16 protein-coding genes are annotated in these 16,552 nt (G+C 72.8%); 10 read left to right on the top strand and 6 right to left on the bottom strand.

The features are described from left to right. Positions 1-85: 85 nt before the first annotated feature. The 9 genes from HD593_RS29385 (at position 86) to HD593_RS64535 (ending at position 11,346) form a co-directional block, all read left to right on the top strand. Entirely contained in the window at positions 86-838 is a 753-nt protein-coding gene (locus HD593_RS29385) for a TetR/AcrR family transcriptional regulator (RefSeq protein WP_185105259.1), read from the top strand. Between the two features lie 524 nt (positions 839-1,362). Next, a complete protein-coding gene (locus tag HD593_RS29380) occupies positions 1,363-3,135 on the top strand; it encodes a thiamine pyrophosphate-binding protein (protein WP_185105258.1) in 1,773 nt (590 codons plus the stop codon). Between the two features lie 2 nt (positions 3,136-3,137). Continuing rightward, positions 3,138-4,586: an NAD-dependent succinate-semialdehyde dehydrogenase gene (locus HD593_RS29375; protein WP_221525037.1), complete on the top strand. Its 1,449-nt coding sequence runs from the start codon at positions 3,138-3,140 to the stop codon at positions 4,584-4,586. Continuing rightward, positions 4,586-6,274 carry a dihydroxy-acid dehydratase gene (locus tag HD593_RS29370; RefSeq protein WP_185105257.1) on the top strand — a complete coding sequence of 563 codons (1,689 nt, stop codon included), beginning with the start codon at positions 4,586-4,588 and terminating at the stop codon, positions 6,272-6,274. The genes HD593_RS29375 and HD593_RS29370 overlap by 1 nt, the downstream gene beginning before the upstream one ends. Before the next feature lie 55 nt (positions 6,275-6,329). Further along, entirely contained in the window at positions 6,330-7,169 is an 840-nt protein-coding gene (locus HD593_RS29365; protein WP_185105256.1) for an IclR family transcriptional regulator, read from the top strand. Further along, positions 7,166-8,485 (top strand): ABC transporter substrate-binding protein, encoded by a 1,320-nt coding sequence (locus tag HD593_RS29360; RefSeq protein ID WP_185105255.1) that lies wholly within the window; start codon positions 7,166-7,168, stop codon positions 8,483-8,485. The genes HD593_RS29365 and HD593_RS29360 overlap by 4 nt, the downstream gene beginning before the upstream one ends. Before the next feature lie 35 nt (positions 8,486-8,520). Beyond that, positions 8,521-9,396, top strand: a complete 876-nt coding sequence (locus tag HD593_RS29355) for a carbohydrate ABC transporter permease (protein ID WP_185105254.1) — start codon at positions 8,521-8,523, stop codon at positions 9,394-9,396. Further along, positions 9,389-10,264 (top strand): carbohydrate ABC transporter permease, encoded by an 876-nt coding sequence (locus tag HD593_RS29350; protein WP_185105253.1) that lies wholly within the window; start codon positions 9,389-9,391, stop codon positions 10,262-10,264. The genes HD593_RS29355 and HD593_RS29350 overlap by 8 nt, the downstream gene beginning before the upstream one ends. 20 nt (positions 10,265-10,284) lie before the next feature. After that, positions 10,285-11,346, top strand: coding sequence for a Gfo/Idh/MocA family protein (locus HD593_RS64535; protein ID WP_185105252.1), 1,062 nt, complete (start codon positions 10,285-10,287; stop codon positions 11,344-11,346). 10 nt (positions 11,347-11,356) lie between these two features. Here HD593_RS64535 and HD593_RS29340 read toward each other — a convergent pair whose 3' ends face one another. Genes HD593_RS29340 through HD593_RS29330 form a run of 3 tightly spaced genes read right to left on the bottom strand, consistent with a single transcriptional unit; the run spans position 11,357 to position 13,297 of the window. Then, entirely contained in the window at positions 11,357-11,770 is a 414-nt protein-coding gene (locus HD593_RS29340) for a RidA family protein (protein ID WP_312903787.1), read from the bottom strand. Next, positions 11,767-12,525, bottom strand: a complete 759-nt coding sequence (locus HD593_RS29335; RefSeq protein ID WP_185105251.1) for an alpha/beta fold hydrolase — start codon at positions 12,523-12,525, stop codon at positions 11,767-11,769. Before HD593_RS29335 ends, HD593_RS29340 begins: the two co-directional genes overlap by 4 nt. Next, on the bottom strand, positions 12,512-13,297 hold the full coding sequence (locus HD593_RS29330) for a class II aldolase/adducin family protein (protein WP_185105250.1): 786 nt from the start codon (positions 13,295-13,297) through the stop codon (positions 12,512-12,514). The genes HD593_RS29335 and HD593_RS29330 overlap by 14 nt, the downstream gene beginning before the upstream one ends. Positions 13,298-13,406: 109 nt before the next feature. Between HD593_RS29330 and HD593_RS29325 the strand changes: the two genes are divergently transcribed. Then, complete coding sequence (locus tag HD593_RS29325) at positions 13,407-13,988, top strand: helix-turn-helix domain-containing protein (protein ID WP_185105249.1); 582 nt, start codon at positions 13,407-13,409, stop codon at positions 13,986-13,988. A gap of 15 nt (positions 13,989-14,003) precedes the next feature. Here the strand turns inward: HD593_RS29325 and HD593_RS29320 are convergent, their stop codons facing one another. From HD593_RS29320 to HD593_RS29310, 3 genes are all read right to left on the bottom strand, one after another. Beyond that, entirely contained in the window at positions 14,004-14,657 is a 654-nt protein-coding gene (locus HD593_RS29320; protein ID WP_185105248.1) for a hypothetical protein, read from the bottom strand. Between the two features lie 135 nt (positions 14,658-14,792). Further along, positions 14,793-15,815, bottom strand: coding sequence for an LLM class flavin-dependent oxidoreductase (locus HD593_RS29315; RefSeq protein WP_185105247.1), 1,023 nt, complete (start codon positions 15,813-15,815; stop codon positions 14,793-14,795). Positions 15,816-15,833: 18 nt separating this feature from the next. Further along, positions 15,834-16,550, bottom strand: a complete 717-nt coding sequence (locus tag HD593_RS29310; RefSeq protein WP_185105246.1) for a polyprenol monophosphomannose synthase — start codon at positions 16,548-16,550, stop codon at positions 15,834-15,836. Between the last annotated feature and the right edge of the window lie 2 nt (positions 16,551-16,552).

The raw sequence follows: 16,552 nt of genomic DNA, 5'->3' as shown, positions 1-16,552 counted from the left end.
GTGGTGTCCTCCGGAGACGTGGGAGATACTGGCCCGGTCCGGAATGCTCCACCCGTTTCGCCGCCGCAGACAAGGATTTCGTGACATGACAGCAGCGCCGGTCGCAGCGCCCGCCGGGCGCGCGGACGCCCGCCGCAACCGGGAGCTCGTGCTGAGCACGGCCATGCGGGTGTTCGCGGAGGAGGGGCCCGGGGCGTCGCTCGGCGTCATCGCGCAGCGGGCCGGGGTCGGCGCAGGCACGGTCTACCGGCACTTCCCGAGCAAGGACATCCTGCTCGAAGCGGTGCTCGCGGAACACCTCGACACCATGGTGGCCGCCGCCGATCGCTGGAGAGCCCGCGCCGCTCCCGGTGACGCGCTGTCCGGCTTCCTGCTCGAAGTGATCGAGCAGTCGGCGGGGCGCCAGCACGTGTGCGACGCGCTCACCGGGGACCGCGGCTGGCCGCGTGCCGTGCTGGCCGCCGCGGTGCGGCGCTTCCACGAGGCCCTGGAACGCCTGCTGCGCGACGCGACGCAGGCAGGCGTGATCCGGGCCGACGTACGGGTGGACGACCTGTCGGCGCTGGCCGTCGGCGGCGCCGCCCTGCGCTCCGCGCACCGGGACCCCGCGCGTGGCGCCCAGCTCGTACGGCTGCTGCTGGACGGGTTGCGCACCCGTCCCGTCACGGAACCCGGACCGTTCCGTGACCCGTCCTCGTCGCCACGTCACGAAACTCCGGCTACGCGCCACTGCGGAGAATGCGGGGCACCGCTCCCGGCCCGTCCCACCGGGCGTCCACCCCGCTACTGCGGCCCCACCTGCCGCCAGCGCGCCCACCGGCGCCGCCTCGCCGGTTAGCGACCGCCGCACGCCGTGCGCTGTGCGTTGCCCGCCGCGCCGTGGGTCCGCCGCGCCGTGGGTCCGCCGCGCCGTGGGTGCGCCGCGCCGTGCGCTGCGCGCGGCGCCTCCGGCCGCGGCGTGTCCTCGGCTCCGTGCGAACTCCCACACCGTCCGGCAGCGCCACCAGTGCTCGGCGTCGGGCCGTTGCCGTCGCGACCGCCGTCGCGACCGCCGTGGCGCCGGGGTGGCGCCTTCGAGCACACGGACGCTCGCCCGGGCGGCGAGGTCGCCGATCTCCCGGAGTGTTGTCACTAAGACAACACATCTGGGCGATTTGAGGGAAATTGCTGCCGAAGTATTGCCGGTCGCGCAACAGCGTTGTACGTTCACCGCTACGTCCACGACATCGAAGGAGTGCGGTGGAGGGGGAATCGAGCACGATGACTGCTGAACGCGTGGCGCGCGCAGCGGCGATCGCACGTGCCGGCAGTTTCGAGGCGGCTCTGGAGAGTGGTGAGCTGCCGCGCAGGCAGGATCTGACGATGGCTGAGGCGGTCGTTCTCGGGCTGGTCAGGCAGGGGGTGACCCGGTTCGTCGCCGTGCTCGGCCATGGCTCGACCGAGCTGGGCGAGGTGCTGCGCGCCTACCAGGACGCGGGCGTCGTACGGACGTTCGCCGTCCGGCACGAGACCGAGGCGTCCCATGCGGCAACAGCGTTGCGGTGGGCCACCGGTGAAAAGGCGGCAGTGGTCACCTCGATCGGGCCGGGCGCGCTGCAGGCGATGGCCGGCTCCCTCGTGGCCGTGAGCGACGGCGTGGGCGTCTGGCACCTCTACGGGGACGAGACCACCGAGGACGAGGGCCCCAACATGCAGCAGATCCCGCGGCCGGAGCAGGGGTTGTTCCTCCGGCTGACGGCGACGATGGGCCCGTCGTACTCGCTGCACACGCCGCGCGCGCTGCCGACGGCGCTGCGCCGCGGACTCAACCAGGTCGATCACCCGTACCGGCCGGGGCCCTTCTACCTGCTGCTGCCGCTGAACACCCAGCCCCAGCTGATCGAGGGCTTCAACCTCGACGAGCTGCCCGTCGGCGCCCCGCCGCAGCTCGGCGCCGCCAACCCCACCGCGTCGTACGCGGAGATCGCCCGCAGGCTGCTCGACGCCCAGCGCGTGGTGATCAAGGTCGGCGGCGGCGCGGACGGCTGCCGCGAGGAGCTGGAGGAGCTGGCCGACCTGGTGGACGGCGTGTTCGTGATGTCGCCGGTCAGCCTCGGCGTCATCCCCTCGGGGCACCCGCGCCAGATGATGGTGGGCGGCTCCAAGGGCTCGCTGAGCGGCAACCACGCCATGGAGCACGCCGACCTGCTGCTCGCCGTCGGCACCCGCTCGGTCTGCCAGGCCGACAGCTCCCGCACCGGCTACCCGAAGGTCCAGCACGTCGTCAACATCAACGCCGACCTCGACGCCGCCACGCACTACGCCCGGACCAGCGCCCTCGTCGGCGACGCCCGGCTGAGCCTGGCCGCCCTGATCGAGGCCGTGAAGGCCCAGGCCAGGGAGACCGCGCCGCAGGAGAGCCCCTGGCTCGCCGAGTGCCGGGCCGCCAGGGCCGCCTGGGAGGACGTCAAGGCGGAGCGCCTGGCCAGGCCCCGGCTGCACGACCCGGTCTGGGGCCGGGAGGTGCTCACCCAGCCGGCCGCCGTGCACACGGTGGCGGAGTGGGCGGCCGCGACACGGGCGGTCACGTTCTTCGACGCCGGCGACGTCCAGGCGTACGGGTTCCAGATGTCCGCCCAGGACGACCCCAAGGCCTCCTTCACCGAGGCGGGCGCCAGCTACATGGGCTTCGCCACGAGCGCCGTGCTGGCAACGGCGTTGTCGGAGGACGACTGGTACGCGGTGGCGGTGACCGGCGACGGCTCGTTCACCATGAACCCGCAGGTGCTCATCGACGGCGTGGCGCACGGCGCGACCGGCTGCGTGGTCGTCCTGGACAACCGGCGGATGGCCGCCATCTCCAGCCTTCAGGCCGCCCAGTACGGCCACGAGCACGCGACCTGGGACCACGTCGAGGTCGACTACGTGGCCTGGGGCGCCTCGGTGAACGGGGTGAACGCCCTGTTCGGCGGCACCACGCCCGAGGAACTGCGGGCGGCGCTGGACAAGGCCCGCGCCCACCCCGGCCTGTCGATCGTGCACGTCCCCGTCTACTACGGGCCCGACCCGGACGGGGGCCTGCCCTCCTACGGCCGCTGGAACGTCGGCAACTGGGTGGAGTCCACCCAGGAACTGCGACACGAGATCGGACTGTGAACATGAGCGATCCCCAGCTCCCGCCCGCCGCCATGTACATCGCGGGCGCCTGGCACACCGCGGACGAGACATTCCCCGTGCACAACCCCGCCGACGGCACGCTCCTCGCCGAGCTGCCCGTCGCCCGCCCCGAGGACCTCGACCTGGCCCTGGCCGCGACGGCGGACGGCTTCGCGACCTGGCGGCGCACGCAGCCCTGGGAGCGCTCGCGCGTGCTGCGCCGCATCGCGGACGGCATCCGCGCGCAGGCCGAGCGCTTCGCCCTGATCATGACGCTCGACCAGGGCAAGCCGCTGGCGCAGTCCATGGGCGAGGTGCTGGCCTCCGCCGACCAGTTCGACTGGTACGCCGACGAGGCCCGCCGCGTCTACGGCAGGACCGTCGAGGGCCGCGACGCCGGCACGCGCATCTTCGTCAGCCGCGAGCCGGTGGGCCCGGTCGCCGCGTTCGCCACCTGGAACTTCCCCGCGCTGCTCGGCGTGCGGAAGATCGCCCCCGCGCTGGCCGCGGGCTGCTCGGTCGTGCTCATGGCCCCGGCGGAGGCGCCGCTGTGCTCCCTGCTCATCGCGGAGATCGCGCACGAGGCCGGGCTGCCCGCCGGGGCGCTGAACGTGGTCAGCGGCGACGGCCCCATGATCTCCCGCCACCTCATCGCCTCCGACGTGATCCGCAAGGTGAGCCTGACCGGCTCGGTGCCGGTCGGCGCGGAGCTGCTGCGCCTGGCCGCCGACGGGATCAAGTCGGTCTCCATGGAGCTGGGCGGGCACGCGCCGGTCCTGGTGTTCGCGGACGCGGACGCCGAGCGGGCGGGGCGGCTGTGCGCGCGCACCAAGTTCCGCAACGCGGGCCAGGTGTGCATCTCCCCGAGCCGGTTCCTGGTTCACGAGGACGTCGCCGAGGCGTTCACCGAGGCGTTCGTCGCGGAGACGCGCGAGATCAGCCTGGGCGACGGGCGCGACCCGGCCACCGACATGGGCCCGCTGACCACCGCCCGGCGCCTGGCCGGCGTGCACGCGCTGGTGGAGGACGCGGTGGCGAACGGGGCGACCGTGCTCGCCGGCGGCGGCCCCGCCGACCTGCCCGGCGGGCACTTCTACCTGCCGACCGTGCTGTCCGGCGTGGACGACGACATGAGGGTGATGGCCGAGGAGCCGTTCGGCCCGGTCGCGCCCATCAGCACGTTCAAGACCTTCGAGGAGGCCGTGACCAGGGCGAACGCCACCCCGTTCGGCCTGGCCGGGTTCGTCTTCACCGAGGACCTGACCACCGCCTTCCGCGCCGCCGAGGAGCTGGAGACCGGCATGGTCGGCGTCAACGAGATGACGATCGCCACCGCGGAGGCGCCGTTCGGCGGCGTCAAGCAGTCCGGCTTCGGCCGGGAGGGCGGCACCGAGGGCGTGCAGGACTACACCATCGCCAAGTACGTCAACCTGCGACTGAGGAGCGCCTGATGGACCAGCCCGACGTCCGGGGCGTCGACCGGGGGCTCACCTCGTACGGCGACGAGGGGTTCAGCCGCTTCCTGCGCAGGGCGTTCCTCGCCTCCGCGGGGTTCGACGAGGTGGACCTCGACCGGCCGGTGGTCGGCATCGCCGACACCAGCGGCGGCTTCACCACCTGTCACCGCGAGATGCCGCAGCTCGTCAAGGCGGTCGAACGCGGCGTGCTGGAGGCCGGCGGCCTGCCCGTGGTCTTCCCCGCGATGTCGCTGCCCGAGATCCTCATGTCGCCCACCTCCATGTTGTTCCGCAACCTGGCCGCGCTGGAGACCGAGGAGCTCGTCCGCGCCCAGCCGATGGACGCGGTGGTGCTGGCCGGAGGCTGCGACAAGACCGTGCCCGCCCAGCTCATGGCCGCGGTCTCCGCGGACATCCCGGCGGTGCAGCTCGTGGCGGGCTCCATGCTCACCGGCACCTGGCGCGGCACCCGGCTCGGGGCCTGCACCGACTGCCGCTCGATGTGGGCCAGGCACCGCGCGGGCGAGCTGGACGGGGACGACATCGCCGACGTGCGCGGCGCGCTCGCCACGACCGGCGGCACCTGCATGGTCATGGGCACCGCCTCGACCATGGCGTGCCTGTCGGAGGCCCTCGGCATGAGCCCGGCGGGCACCGCCACCGCGCCCGCCCCCACCGGCGACCGGCTGCGCGCAGGCGTGCGCTCCGGCCGGGTCGCTGTCGAGGCGGCGCTCGAAGGCCGGCGTCCCTCGTCCATCGTGACCGCGGGCGCGCTGGCCAACGCGGTCACCGTGCTGCTGGCCCTGGGCGGCTCCACCAACGCGGTGATCCACCTGCTGGCGGTGGCCCGGCGCGCGGGCGTGCCGTTCGGCCTGGACGACCTCTCGCGCATCGCCTCCCGGGTGCCGCTGCTCGTGGACTGCAAGCCGTCGGGCGTGGGCTACATGGAGGACCTGCACCGGGCGGGCGGCGTGCCCGTGCTGATGAAGGCGCTGGAGCCGCTGCTCGACCTGGACGTCCCGGTGATCGAGGGCGGCACCCTGCGCGACCGGCTGGCCGGGGTCACCCCGCCGCCCGACTGGCAGACCACCATCCGCACGCTGGACGGCCCGCTCGGCCCCACCGGCGCGCTGGCGGTGCTGCGCGGCAGCCTCGCCCCCGACGGCGCCGTGATCAAGCGCTCGGCCGCCTCGCCCGCGCTGCTGAAGCACGAGGGCCCGGCCGTGGTCTTCGAGTCGCCCGAGGACGTGGCCCGCCGCATCGACGACCCCGACCTGCCCGTCACCCCCGCCTCGGTGCTGGTGCTGCGCAACGCCGGGCCGGTCGGCGGCGGCATGCCGGAGGCCGGCTCGGTGCCGATCCCGGCCAAGCTCGCCAGGAACGGTGTCAGGGACATGGTGCGGGTGTCGGACGCCCGGATGAGCGGCACCGCGTACGGGACGGTGGTCCTGCACGTGTCCCCGGAGGCGGCGGTCGGCGGCCCGCTGGCTCTGGTGCGCGACGGCGACCTGATCCGGCTCGACGCGGCGGCGGGAGAGCTGTCGCTGCTGGTGGAGCCGGAGGAGCTGGCCCGCCGCAGGGAGCAGTGGACGCCTCCGCGCACCCCGGAGCGGGGCTGGCGGCGGCTCTACCACGACCACGTCCTCCAGGCCCACGAAGGAGCGGACTTCGATGTCTGCTGAGCCCTCCGAGACAACGGAATTGACGGACGGACAACGGGGCGGGTTGACTACGCCCATGGCTGACCTCACCCCCGAGCCCGTCCCCGTCTCCCGTGCCGCCGGTGCCCTGCTGACCGGCCTCGACGTCCTCGAAGCGCTCGCCCGACGCCCGGAAGGGCTGGGCGTGACCGCGGTCGCCCGCGAGGTGAACGCGGACAAGGGCAACGTCCACCGGCTGCTGCGCGTGCTGGAGGAGCGAGGCTACGTCGAGCAGGACCCGGCCACCAAGCTCTTCCGCGTCTCGACGCGGATCATCTCGCTCGCCGGCCAGGTGCTGCGCGGGGTGGACCTCGTCGGCACCGCCGGCCCGATCATGCGCGAGCTGTCGGCCGCCACCGGCGAGGCGGTCCACCTCGCCCGCAGGACGCGCGGCGGCGGCGTGTACGTCGCCCAGGAACGGCAGGCCGGAGGCCGCATCACGGTCGAGACCGAGATCGGCGCCCAACCGGTCATCTACGCCTCCTCCACCGGCAAGGCGCTGTACTGCACGGCCACCGAGGAGGAGCTGTCCGCGCTGCTCCCGGAGCCGTTCACCGCGTACACCATGCGTACGCACACGGGGATAGCCGGCCTCATGGCCGACCTGGATCAGGTCTGCCGCCGCGGCTACGCCATCGACGACGAGGAGCTCAACCTCGACGTCCGGTGCGTCGCGGCGCCGATCTTCAACCTGCACGGCGTCCCGCTGGCCTCCATCGGGATTTCCGGGCCCGCCTCGCGGGTCACCCTCGCGAGGATCGGCGAGCTGGGCCACCTGGTCTCAGCCGCCGCGTACCGAATCACCCAGCAGATGGGCGGGCGCGTCCCCGCGAAGTTCGACGCCCACCCACCGACACCCACGGAGATCCACGGATGACGAAGAACAGCGTCGCCGTTCAGCGGCGCGCGGTCAAACTGGCGGTGGCGGCCACGGCCGCCTCGCTCCTCGCCGCCTGCGGCTCCGGCGCGGGACCCACGGGGGCCTCGAGCGCCCCCGCCGCGTCGACCGGCGAGGTCAGCATGGTGCACTACTTCAGCGACGAAGCCGGCAACAAGGCCATGGCCCAGGTGCTGTCCATCTGCGAGAAGCAGGCCGGCGAGAAGATCAAGAACAGCCCGGCCGAGCAGGAGGCGTTCAAGGACGCCATCCTCGTGCAGCTCGCCGGCAGCAACCCGCCCGACCTGTTCTCCTACTGGGCCGGAGCCAAGACGCAGTACCTCGTGGACCAGCAGCGCCTGGCCCCGCTCGACGACGCGTGGGCCAAGGCCGGCCTCGACCAGGCCATTCCCGAGACGCTGACCAAGGCCGCGGCGACGTACAGCGGCAAGAAGTACCTGCTGCCGCTCGACTACCACTACGCCGGCGTGTTCTACAACCCCGAGGTCATGAAGAAGGCCGGCATCACCGAGCTGCCGAAGACCTGGAACGAGCTGCTGGCCTCCGCGGACAAGCTCAAGGCCGCCGGGATCACCCCGTTCGCGCTCGGCTCCAAGAACCGCTGGCCCGCCCAGTTCTGGTTCGACTACCTGCTGCTGCGCACGGCCGGCCCCGACTACCGGGCGCAGCTCATGGCGGGCAAGGCCAAGTACACCGACCCGCAGGTGGCCCAGGCGTTCGACCTGTGGAAGCAGCTCTTCGACAAGGGCTACTTCAACTCCGACCCCAACGGCTACGACTGGCCCGACGCCGCCGACATGGTGGCCCAGGGCAAGGCCGCGATGACCGTGATGGGCACCTGGATCAGCGGCTACTGGGAGGGCAACAACGTCAAGGCCGGCAAGGGCTACGACTTCTTCCCCTTCCCCGAGATCACGCCCGGCGTGCCGCAGGCCGCCGTCGGCCCGGTGGACGGGTTCGCGATCGCGGCGGGGGCGGCGAACAAGGCCGGGGCCGACAAGGTCCTCGCCTGCCTGGCCTCGCCCGAGGCGCAGCAGGCCGTCGCCGTCACCCAGGGCGCCCTGGCCCCGAACCCCAAGGCCGACCTGAGCTCGCAGAACGAGATCATGCACAAGGCCGCCGAGGTCGTCGCCAAGGCGCCCGTCTTCGCCTTCAACTACGACCTGGCGACCACGCCGGAGATGTCCGACGCCGGCCTCAACGCGATCGCCCAGTTCGTCAACAGCCCGGCCGAGGCCGCGTCCGTACTGCAGGAAGCGCAGGCCGCCGCCGACGGCGTGTTCGGCGGCTCCTGACCGACCCGGAAATCCGAGAAAGGAGGCATCCGCGGATGACGATCCGGCGGACATGGTGGGCCTGGGGATTCCTCGCCGCACCGCTCCTCGCGTACGGGATCACCGTCGTGTGGCCGGCGCTGTACTCCTTCGCGCACGGCTTCACCGACTGGCAGGCGGTCGGCGGTGGCGAATTCGTCGGGCTGGAGCAGTTCCGCCGGATGACCGCCGACCCGAGCTTCCTGCGCGCGCTGCGGAACACGCTGATCTGGACGGTGCTCGCGGTGGTGGTGCCCACCATCGCGGGCCTCGCCCTCGCCCTCGCGCTGAACCGCGTCACGCGCTTCGCCAAGCTCATCAAGTCGATCTTCTTCCTGCCCCTGGCGCTGTCGCTCGTGGTGGTCGGCCAGGTCTGGTTCTGGATCTACCGCCCCGAGGACGGCCTGCTCAACCTCGTCCTCGGCGCGGTGGGGCTGGAGTCCTGGGGGCACGCCTGGCTGTCCGACCCCGACACGGCCCTGTGGGCGGTGATGATCGCCTGGGGCTGGCAGCAGGTCGCCCTGGCCATGGTCATCTTCCTGGCCGGCCTCACCTCCGTCTCCCGCGACCTCACCGAGGCGGCGCACATGGACGGCGCCGGCGCCTGGGCGCGGCTGCGCGCGGTCGTGCTGCCCGCCCTGCGCCCGTCGTTCGTCGTGGTCACCTCGCTCAGCCTGATCAACGCGCTGAAGAGCTTCGACATCGTGTACGTCATGACCGGCGGCGGCCCGTTCCGGCAGACCGAGACGCTCGCGGTGCTCGCCTACCGCGTGTCGTTCAAGACCTACGACTTCGGCTACGGCAGCGCGGTGTCCGTCGTGCTGTTCGTCGTCTCGGTCGTGATCATCGGACTGTTCTTCGCCTGGAACTCATGGAAGGACCGGCATGTCTGAGATCGCCCTGACTCGCCCGGCGGAGACCGCCATCGCCGGGGAACGCAGCCGCGCGTCGAAGGCCTCGCTGGTGGCGCTGCTGCTGGCCTTCGCGGTGGTGTTCCTCGTCCCGTGCCTGGGCGTCCTGTACACCTCGCTCAAATCGGACGCCGAGATCGCCGCGAACGGCCTGTGGGCCCCCACCGGCAACCTGACCCTGGACAACTACCTCCAGGCGTTCTCGGTCGGCAGCACCGGCCGTTACCTGCTCAACTCCGTCCTCGTGACGGTGCCGGCGACGGCCGTCTCCGTGGCGCTGGGCACCCTCGCCGGATACGCCATCGCCGTGCTGCGCCCCCGGGCCGGCGAGTTCATCGGGTTCGTCCTGCTCGCCGGGCTGTTCGTGCCGCCGCAGATCCTGCTGATCCCGCTGTTCCAGGGGTTCAACGCGACCGGCATGTACGACACGTTGTGGCCGATGATCATCGTGCACTCCGGCTACGGGATCTCCCTGTGCACCCTGGTCATGCGCAACTTCTTCCGCAGCCTCCCGATCGAGCTGCGGGCGGCGGGCCTGGTGGACGGCGCGAGCGAGCCGCGCATCCTCGCCTCCATCGTGCTGCCCATGACCCGCCCCGCACTGGCGGCCCTCGCCACGCTCCAGTTCACCTTCATCTGGAACGACTTCCTCTACCCGCTCGTCTTCACTCGTTCCGACACCATGCGCACCGTGATGGTGGGCATCCTGCAGCAGCAGGGCCAGTTCTCCGTCGCCTACGGCGTTCAGGCGGCCCTGGCCGTGCTCGCCAGCCTTCCCACAGTCGCGATCTTCATCGCCTTCCAGAAGCACTTCATCGCCGGTCTCACGACCGGGGCGGTCAAGGGCTAGAAAGAGATTCAGGAGTCCCAGTGATCCGCGTTGGCATCATCGGCTGCGGCCGCATCTCCGACCTGCACGCCCAGGCGTACCTGGAGCACCCCGAGGCCGTGATCACGGCCGTCTGCGACCCCGTCGCGGAGAACCGCGACACCCGGGGGGCGGCCTGGGGCGTGGCCGGGCAGGCCCGGCACGCCGACTACCGCGACCTGCTGGCCAGGGACGACGTCGACATGGTGGAGATCCTCGTCCCGCACCACCTGCACGCCCAGGTGGCCCTCGACGCGATGGACGCCGGCAAGCACGTGTCGCTGCAGAAGCCGATGTCGACGAGCCTCGCCGACGCCGACGCGATGATCGCCAGGGCCGCCGAGCGCGACGTCGTCTTCAAGGTGTTCGAGAACTTCGTCTTCTACCCGCCCGTCCAGCGTGCCAAGGAGCTGGTCGAGGCCGGCGAGATCGGCGAGATCCGCGGCATCCGCCTCAAGTCCAACCCCGGCTGGAGCCCCACAGCCTGGGAGGTCCCCGCCGCGGCCAGCGCCTGGCGGATCGACCCCGAGCAGTGCGGCGGCGGCCCGCTCGTCTTCGACGACGGCCACCACAAGTTCGCCATCGCCTGGCACTTCCTCGGCCTCGCCGACCGGGTGCACGCCTTCATCGGCAACTCCTACGACGGCCTGATCGACGCCCCCTCCCTGGTGAGCTGGACCCACCCGGACGGCGCGGTCGGCTCCCTGGAGGTCGTGCACTCCCCGGAGCTCAAGCTGGACACCGTCCACTACGCCCAGGACGACCGGGTCGAGATCACCGGCACCAAGGGCGTCATCTGGGTGACCCGCGGACACGGCCGCATGCTGGACGTCGCCCCGGTCGTCCTGCACCGCGACGGCGTCACCACCGGCTACGACGACATGCCGACCGGCTGGGAGACCAGCTTCGTCCGCTCCGGCCGCCACTTCGTGGACGCCCTGCTCAACGGCACCCCGCCGGCGCTCACCGGCGAGCAGGGACGCGAGGTCCTGGCCTTCGCCCTGGCCGCCCAGGAGTCGGCCAGGACCGGCCGCGCGGCCACGCCCGTGCCGGCCGGGCGCTGACGGCGGCGCGTCACTCCGGCACGACGGCGGTGGCCTCGACCTCGATCAGCCAGCCGGGCAGGCCGAGGGCCTGCACGCCGAGCAGCGTGCTGGAGGCCAGCGGCCAGGGGTCGCCGTAGACGTCCTGAGCGGCGCCGAAGATGACCGGCACCAGCTCAGGACGGTGGCCGACGACGTAGATGTCGTGCCGGACCAGGTCGGCGGGGGAGGCCCCGACCCCTTCCAGCGCCAGCCTGACGTTGAGGAACGCCTGCCTGGCCTGGGCGGCGTGATCGCCGGGCCCGACGAGCTCCCCGGACGCGTCCAGCGCGACCTGCCCCGCCAGGTAAGCGGTACGCCCGGCCGGGGCGATCACCACCTGGGCGTACAGGTTCTGCACGGGCGGGCAGAGCGCGGGCGGGTTGACCCGCCGCAGGGCGCTCACGCGGTCACCCCGGTCCCCGCCGGCGCGGCGGCGAGCAGCAGGGACGCCAGCTCGGCAGGCCGGCTCACCTGCGCGAAGTGGTGGCAGTCGAGCTCGTCGACGGGCAGCCCGCGGGCCCGGAAACCGTCGGCGGCCGCGGCGAACGCCTCGAAGCGCAGGCAGCGGACGAACCGGACCGGCAGCCCGCCGGGGATCGCCGGGCCGGGCAGCGGCTCCTGGTGCGTGCGCACCGGCATCGGCGTGGCGTGGGCGCGCAGCCAGCCGGCGTCGCCGGGGTCGTCCACGCCGAGCGCGGCCGGGTCGAGCGGCGCCGCCATCCCGCCGCCGCCCGCCGACAACTCGGCGAACACCCCGGCCAGCCACGGCACCAGGTCGAAGCAGGACTGTCCCGGCGAGGGCACGAACGCGTCGAGGTAGACCAGCGCGGCCACCCGCTCCGGCACCCGGCCCGCCACCCCGGTGATCACCATGCCGCCGTAGCTGTGCCCGACCAGCGTCACCCGGTCCAGGTCCGCGCGTACCAGCAGGCCGGCCACGTCGTCGATGTGCTCGGACAGCCCGATCGACGCGCCGCGCGGGTCGCCGCCGCGCTCGGCCAGGCCGGGCAGCGTCGGCGCGTGCACCACGTGCCCCGCCGCCTCCAGCAGCGGCGCCAGGCGGGACCAGATCCAGCCGCCGCCCCACGTGCCGTGCACCAGCACGTACGTCCGCCGCCGCCCGTCCGCAGCCCTGGACGCCGGCTCAGTCGAGGACATCGGGCTCCTCCTCGAAGATCAGCGAGGCGAGCAGCCGGAAGTTGTTGCGGGCCATGTTCGCGCTGCCGAACTGCCGGTGCGCCAGCGTGGCCTCCTCCTCGGTCATGATCCGGGGCGTCCCGGCGGCCTCGGCCAGGAGCTGCATCTCGCAGGCGCGGTTCATCGCGACGAACCACCACGCCGCCTCCTCGACGGTGTGGCCGACCGTCAGCAGCCCGTGGTGGCGCAGGATCGCGGCCCGCGCCGGGCCCAGCCGGACGGCGATCCGCTCGCCCTCGTCCCGCTCCAGCACCAGCCCCCGGTACTCGTCGAAGAGCACGTGGTCGTTCCAGAACGCGCACGACTCCTGCACGATCGGGTCCAGCGTCCGCCCGAGCGCGGCCCAGGCGCGGCCGTGGACGGTGTGCGCGTGGGCGACGGCGACCACGTCGGGCCGGGCGTCGTGAATGGAGGAGTGGATCCAGAACGCGGCCTTGTTCGTCCGCCGCGTGCCGTGCGCGATCCGCCCGCGCGCGTCCACGAGCAGCAGGTCGCTCACCTTGATCCTGGAGAAGTGCACGGAGTACGGGTTCACCCAGAAGTGGTCGGTCAGCTCCGGGTCGCGGGCGGTGATGTGCCCGGCGACGCCTTCGTCGTACCCGTACCTGGCGAAGATCCGGAAGGCGGCGGCGAGCTGGCGCTTGCGGTGCAGCCGTTGCTCCTCGACCGGGGCCGAGGCGTAGGTGGGGGTCTCGTCGAGGTCCAGCTCGGGAGGGGGTGTGGAGATCGTCATGGGGTCGCTCCCTTCGGCGTGTGCCCCAGGATGCGGCCGGAATCGCCACGCGGTCAACCTCTGAGGCGAAATCTTTTGCCTGAGAGGCAAGTTCGCTAGGATCGGCCCCGTGACAGTCGAAGACGATCCCGAGACGCGGGTCGCGGTGCGGCTCGGGGAGCTGCGGCGGGAGCGCGGGCTGACGTTGAGCGTGCTGGCCGAGCGCACCGGCATCTCCGCGGCCCACCTGTCGCGGATGGAGAAGGGCGAGCGGCAGCCGTCGATCGGGTCGCTGTTCCAGATCGCGCGGGCGTACGGGCTCTCGCTGGGCGAGCTGGTCGGGGACGAGCGGGCGGCCGGGCACCACGTCGTGCGGGGCGCCGGCGCGCCCGTGCACGACGGACCCGACGGGCCGTACGCGATGATGACCGGCCTCGGGCCGCGCTCGGCGCTGGAGGCGGTGCGGCTGGAGCTCGCGGCCGACCGGCCCCGGCGGGCGGTGACGCACGCGGGCGAGGAGTGGGTGTACGTCGTGCGCGGCGAGGTCGGCGCGCGGATCGGCGGGGAGGAGGTCACGCTGGCGGCCGGGGACGCGCTGCACTTCGACGCGGCGGCCCGGCACGCGCTGTGGTCACGCGGCGGCCCGGCCACCGTCCTGATCGTCTCCGTCGCCCCCGCCCCGGCCCGGCCACCGCACAGCGCAGCCCCCTGACCGCTGAAGGGGCCCTCAGCCCAGGAGGCGATGGCACGCGAGGTTGCGCACCCGGAACTCGTGCCGGTGCGGCGGGAACATCTCATCGCACCTCATGCCGAGCAGCGACCCGCCCCCGACGCGTCCCGAGGACGCCGGCGCCTCCGGGGCCGAGGCGCTCGACCCGCGCTTCGCCCGATGGCCAGGCCGGGGCGGGTGGCGATCGCCCGCGGTACCGGCCGGCCGTTGCGGGCGTACGAGCTCACGGCGATCACGCGCTTCACCGGCGCGCGCCCGATCGCTGAGCGTGCCCGCCTGCCCTGTACCCGCCTGCCCTGTACCTGCCTGCCCCGTGCCCGCCAGCTCCGTGCCCGCCTGCTCCGTGCCCGCCTGCTCCGTGCCGCCCGCCCGGACGCCTCGTCCCGCGCTCCTGTCCTGAGGGAGAGCCGGGGCGGCGGAGGCGGCCGGGGCGTTCGGCTTGTGCCACAGCTGCGAAGCCGCGGGCGGAGCACCGTTGCCTGCGATGTCCTGCTGAGCGCTCTGCGGCGACGCGTTCTGCTGCCCGGCGGGCGTGGTCGAGCCACCCCCGGCCACGGCCACCACGGTGGCGACGACGCCGGCGGCTCCCGCCACCACGATCAGAGCCTTCGCCGACACCCGCCCACGAGCCCGCTTGATCTTCCCCCGCATGCCCTGCCCCCCGAAAACGCCTGATCCCTACGCGTGCGCAGCGTATCGGCGCCTCCCGGCGTCCGGCACCGGACTTTGACCCTCCATAGGCCATTCCTGGACGGCTCGTTCAGCTCCCCGGTGGAGGCGGCCGGGTCAGCGCCAGCCGAGCGCCGGGGCGACGTGCGTCAGGACCGACGAGAGCAGGTGGGCGTTGTAGTCCACGCCGAGCTGGCTGGGCACCGTCAGCAGCAGCGTGTCGGCCGCCGCGATCGCCTCGTCGCCGGCCAGCTCCTTGACGAGCACGTCGGGCTCGGCGGCGTACGTGCGCCCGAAGATGGCCCGGGTGGTGGCGTCGATGAAGCCGATCTGGTCGGAGCTGGTGCGCTCGTGCCCGAAGTACGCGCGGTCCGTCTCGTTCACGATCGGCATGATCGAGCGGCTCACCGACACCCGCGGCTCGCCCTCGTGACCGGCCTCCTTCCACGCCTGCCGGTAGGCCGCGATCTGCTCGGCCTGCTGCACGTGGAACGGCTTGCCGTTCTCGTCGTCCTTGAGCGTGGAGCTCATCAGGTGCATGCCCAGCCCGGCGGCCCACTTCGCGGTGGCGTTCGAGCTGGAGCCCCACCAGATCCGCTGCCGCAGCCCCGGCGAGTGCGGTTCGAGGCGCAGCAGCCCGGGCGGGTTGGGGAACATCGGCCGCGGGTTCGGCTGGGCGAAACCCTCGCCCTCCAGCACCTTGAGGAAGACCTCCGCGTGCCTGCGCGCCATGTCCGCCTCGGTCTCGCCCTCGGCCGGCTCGTGGCCGAAGTAGCGCCAGCCGTCGATGACCTGCTCGGGTGATCCGCGGCTGATGCCCAGCTGCAGCCGCCCGCCCGCGATGAGGTCGGCCGCGCCGGCGTCCTCGGCCATGTAGAGGGGGTTCTCGTAGCGCATGTCGATCACGCCCGTACCGAGCTCGATCCGGCTCGTCCGCGCGCCGGCGGCCGCCAGCAGCGGGAACGGGCTCGCGAGCTGCTGGGCGAAGTGGTGCACGCGGAAGTAGGCGCCGTCGGCACCGAGCTCCTCGGCCGCCACCGCCAGCTCGATCGACTGCAACAGGGTGTCGGACGCGCTGCGTGCCTTCGAGTACGGCGACGACGACCAATGCCCGAAGCTCAGGAAACCGATCTTCTTCATGTGCTTCTTCAACCTTCCTCACGTCAAGGACATTCCACCACCCCGCCGCGGCGACCACGCCCAGACGGTCACCCGCCACAGCGCCTCGAACAGCACGCCGGCGCTCATCTTGCTCGCCCCCTTCGTACGGTCGACGAACGTGATCGGCACCTCCACCACCGTGCACCCGCGACGTACGGCCCGCAGCGTGAGATCCACCTGGAAGCAGTACCCCCGCGACTCCACCCCGCCGGCCAGGAGCTCCTGGAGCGCGGCGGCCCGGTGGACGCGGAACCCGCCCGTGGCGTCGGCGACGCGCAGGCGCAACATCCGCCGCACGTAACGGTTCGCCAGCCGGGAGAGCAGCTCCCGCCTGCGCGGCCAGTTCGCCACGCGGCCGCCGGGCGCCCAGCGCGAGCCGATGACCAGGTCGGCCCGCTGCGCCGCGCGCAACATGGCGGGCAGCCGCTCGGGCGGGTGCGAGCCGTCGGCGTCGATCTGCACCAGCAGGTCGAACCCGCGCTCCAGCCCCCAGCGGAAGCCCGCCAGGTAGGCGGCGCCCAGCCCCTGCTTGCGCTCCCGGTGCAGGACGTGCACGCCGTCGAGCGCGTCCGCGACCAGGCCCGTCCCGTCGGGGCTGTTGTCGTCCACGACGAGGACGCCGGCGGCGGGCACGGCCGCGCGGATCCTGGCGACGAGGCCGGGCAGGTTGTCGCGTTCGTTGTAGGTCGGCGTGATGACCAGGACGGTACTCATGA

This window comes from Nonomuraea rubra (assembly GCF_014207985.1).
Lineage (GTDB): Bacteria > Actinomycetota > Actinomycetes > Streptosporangiales > Streptosporangiaceae > Nonomuraea > Nonomuraea rubra.
The sequence above is the reverse complement of the archived record's forward strand: the minus strand, read 5'-3'. Positions and strand labels throughout refer to the sequence as shown.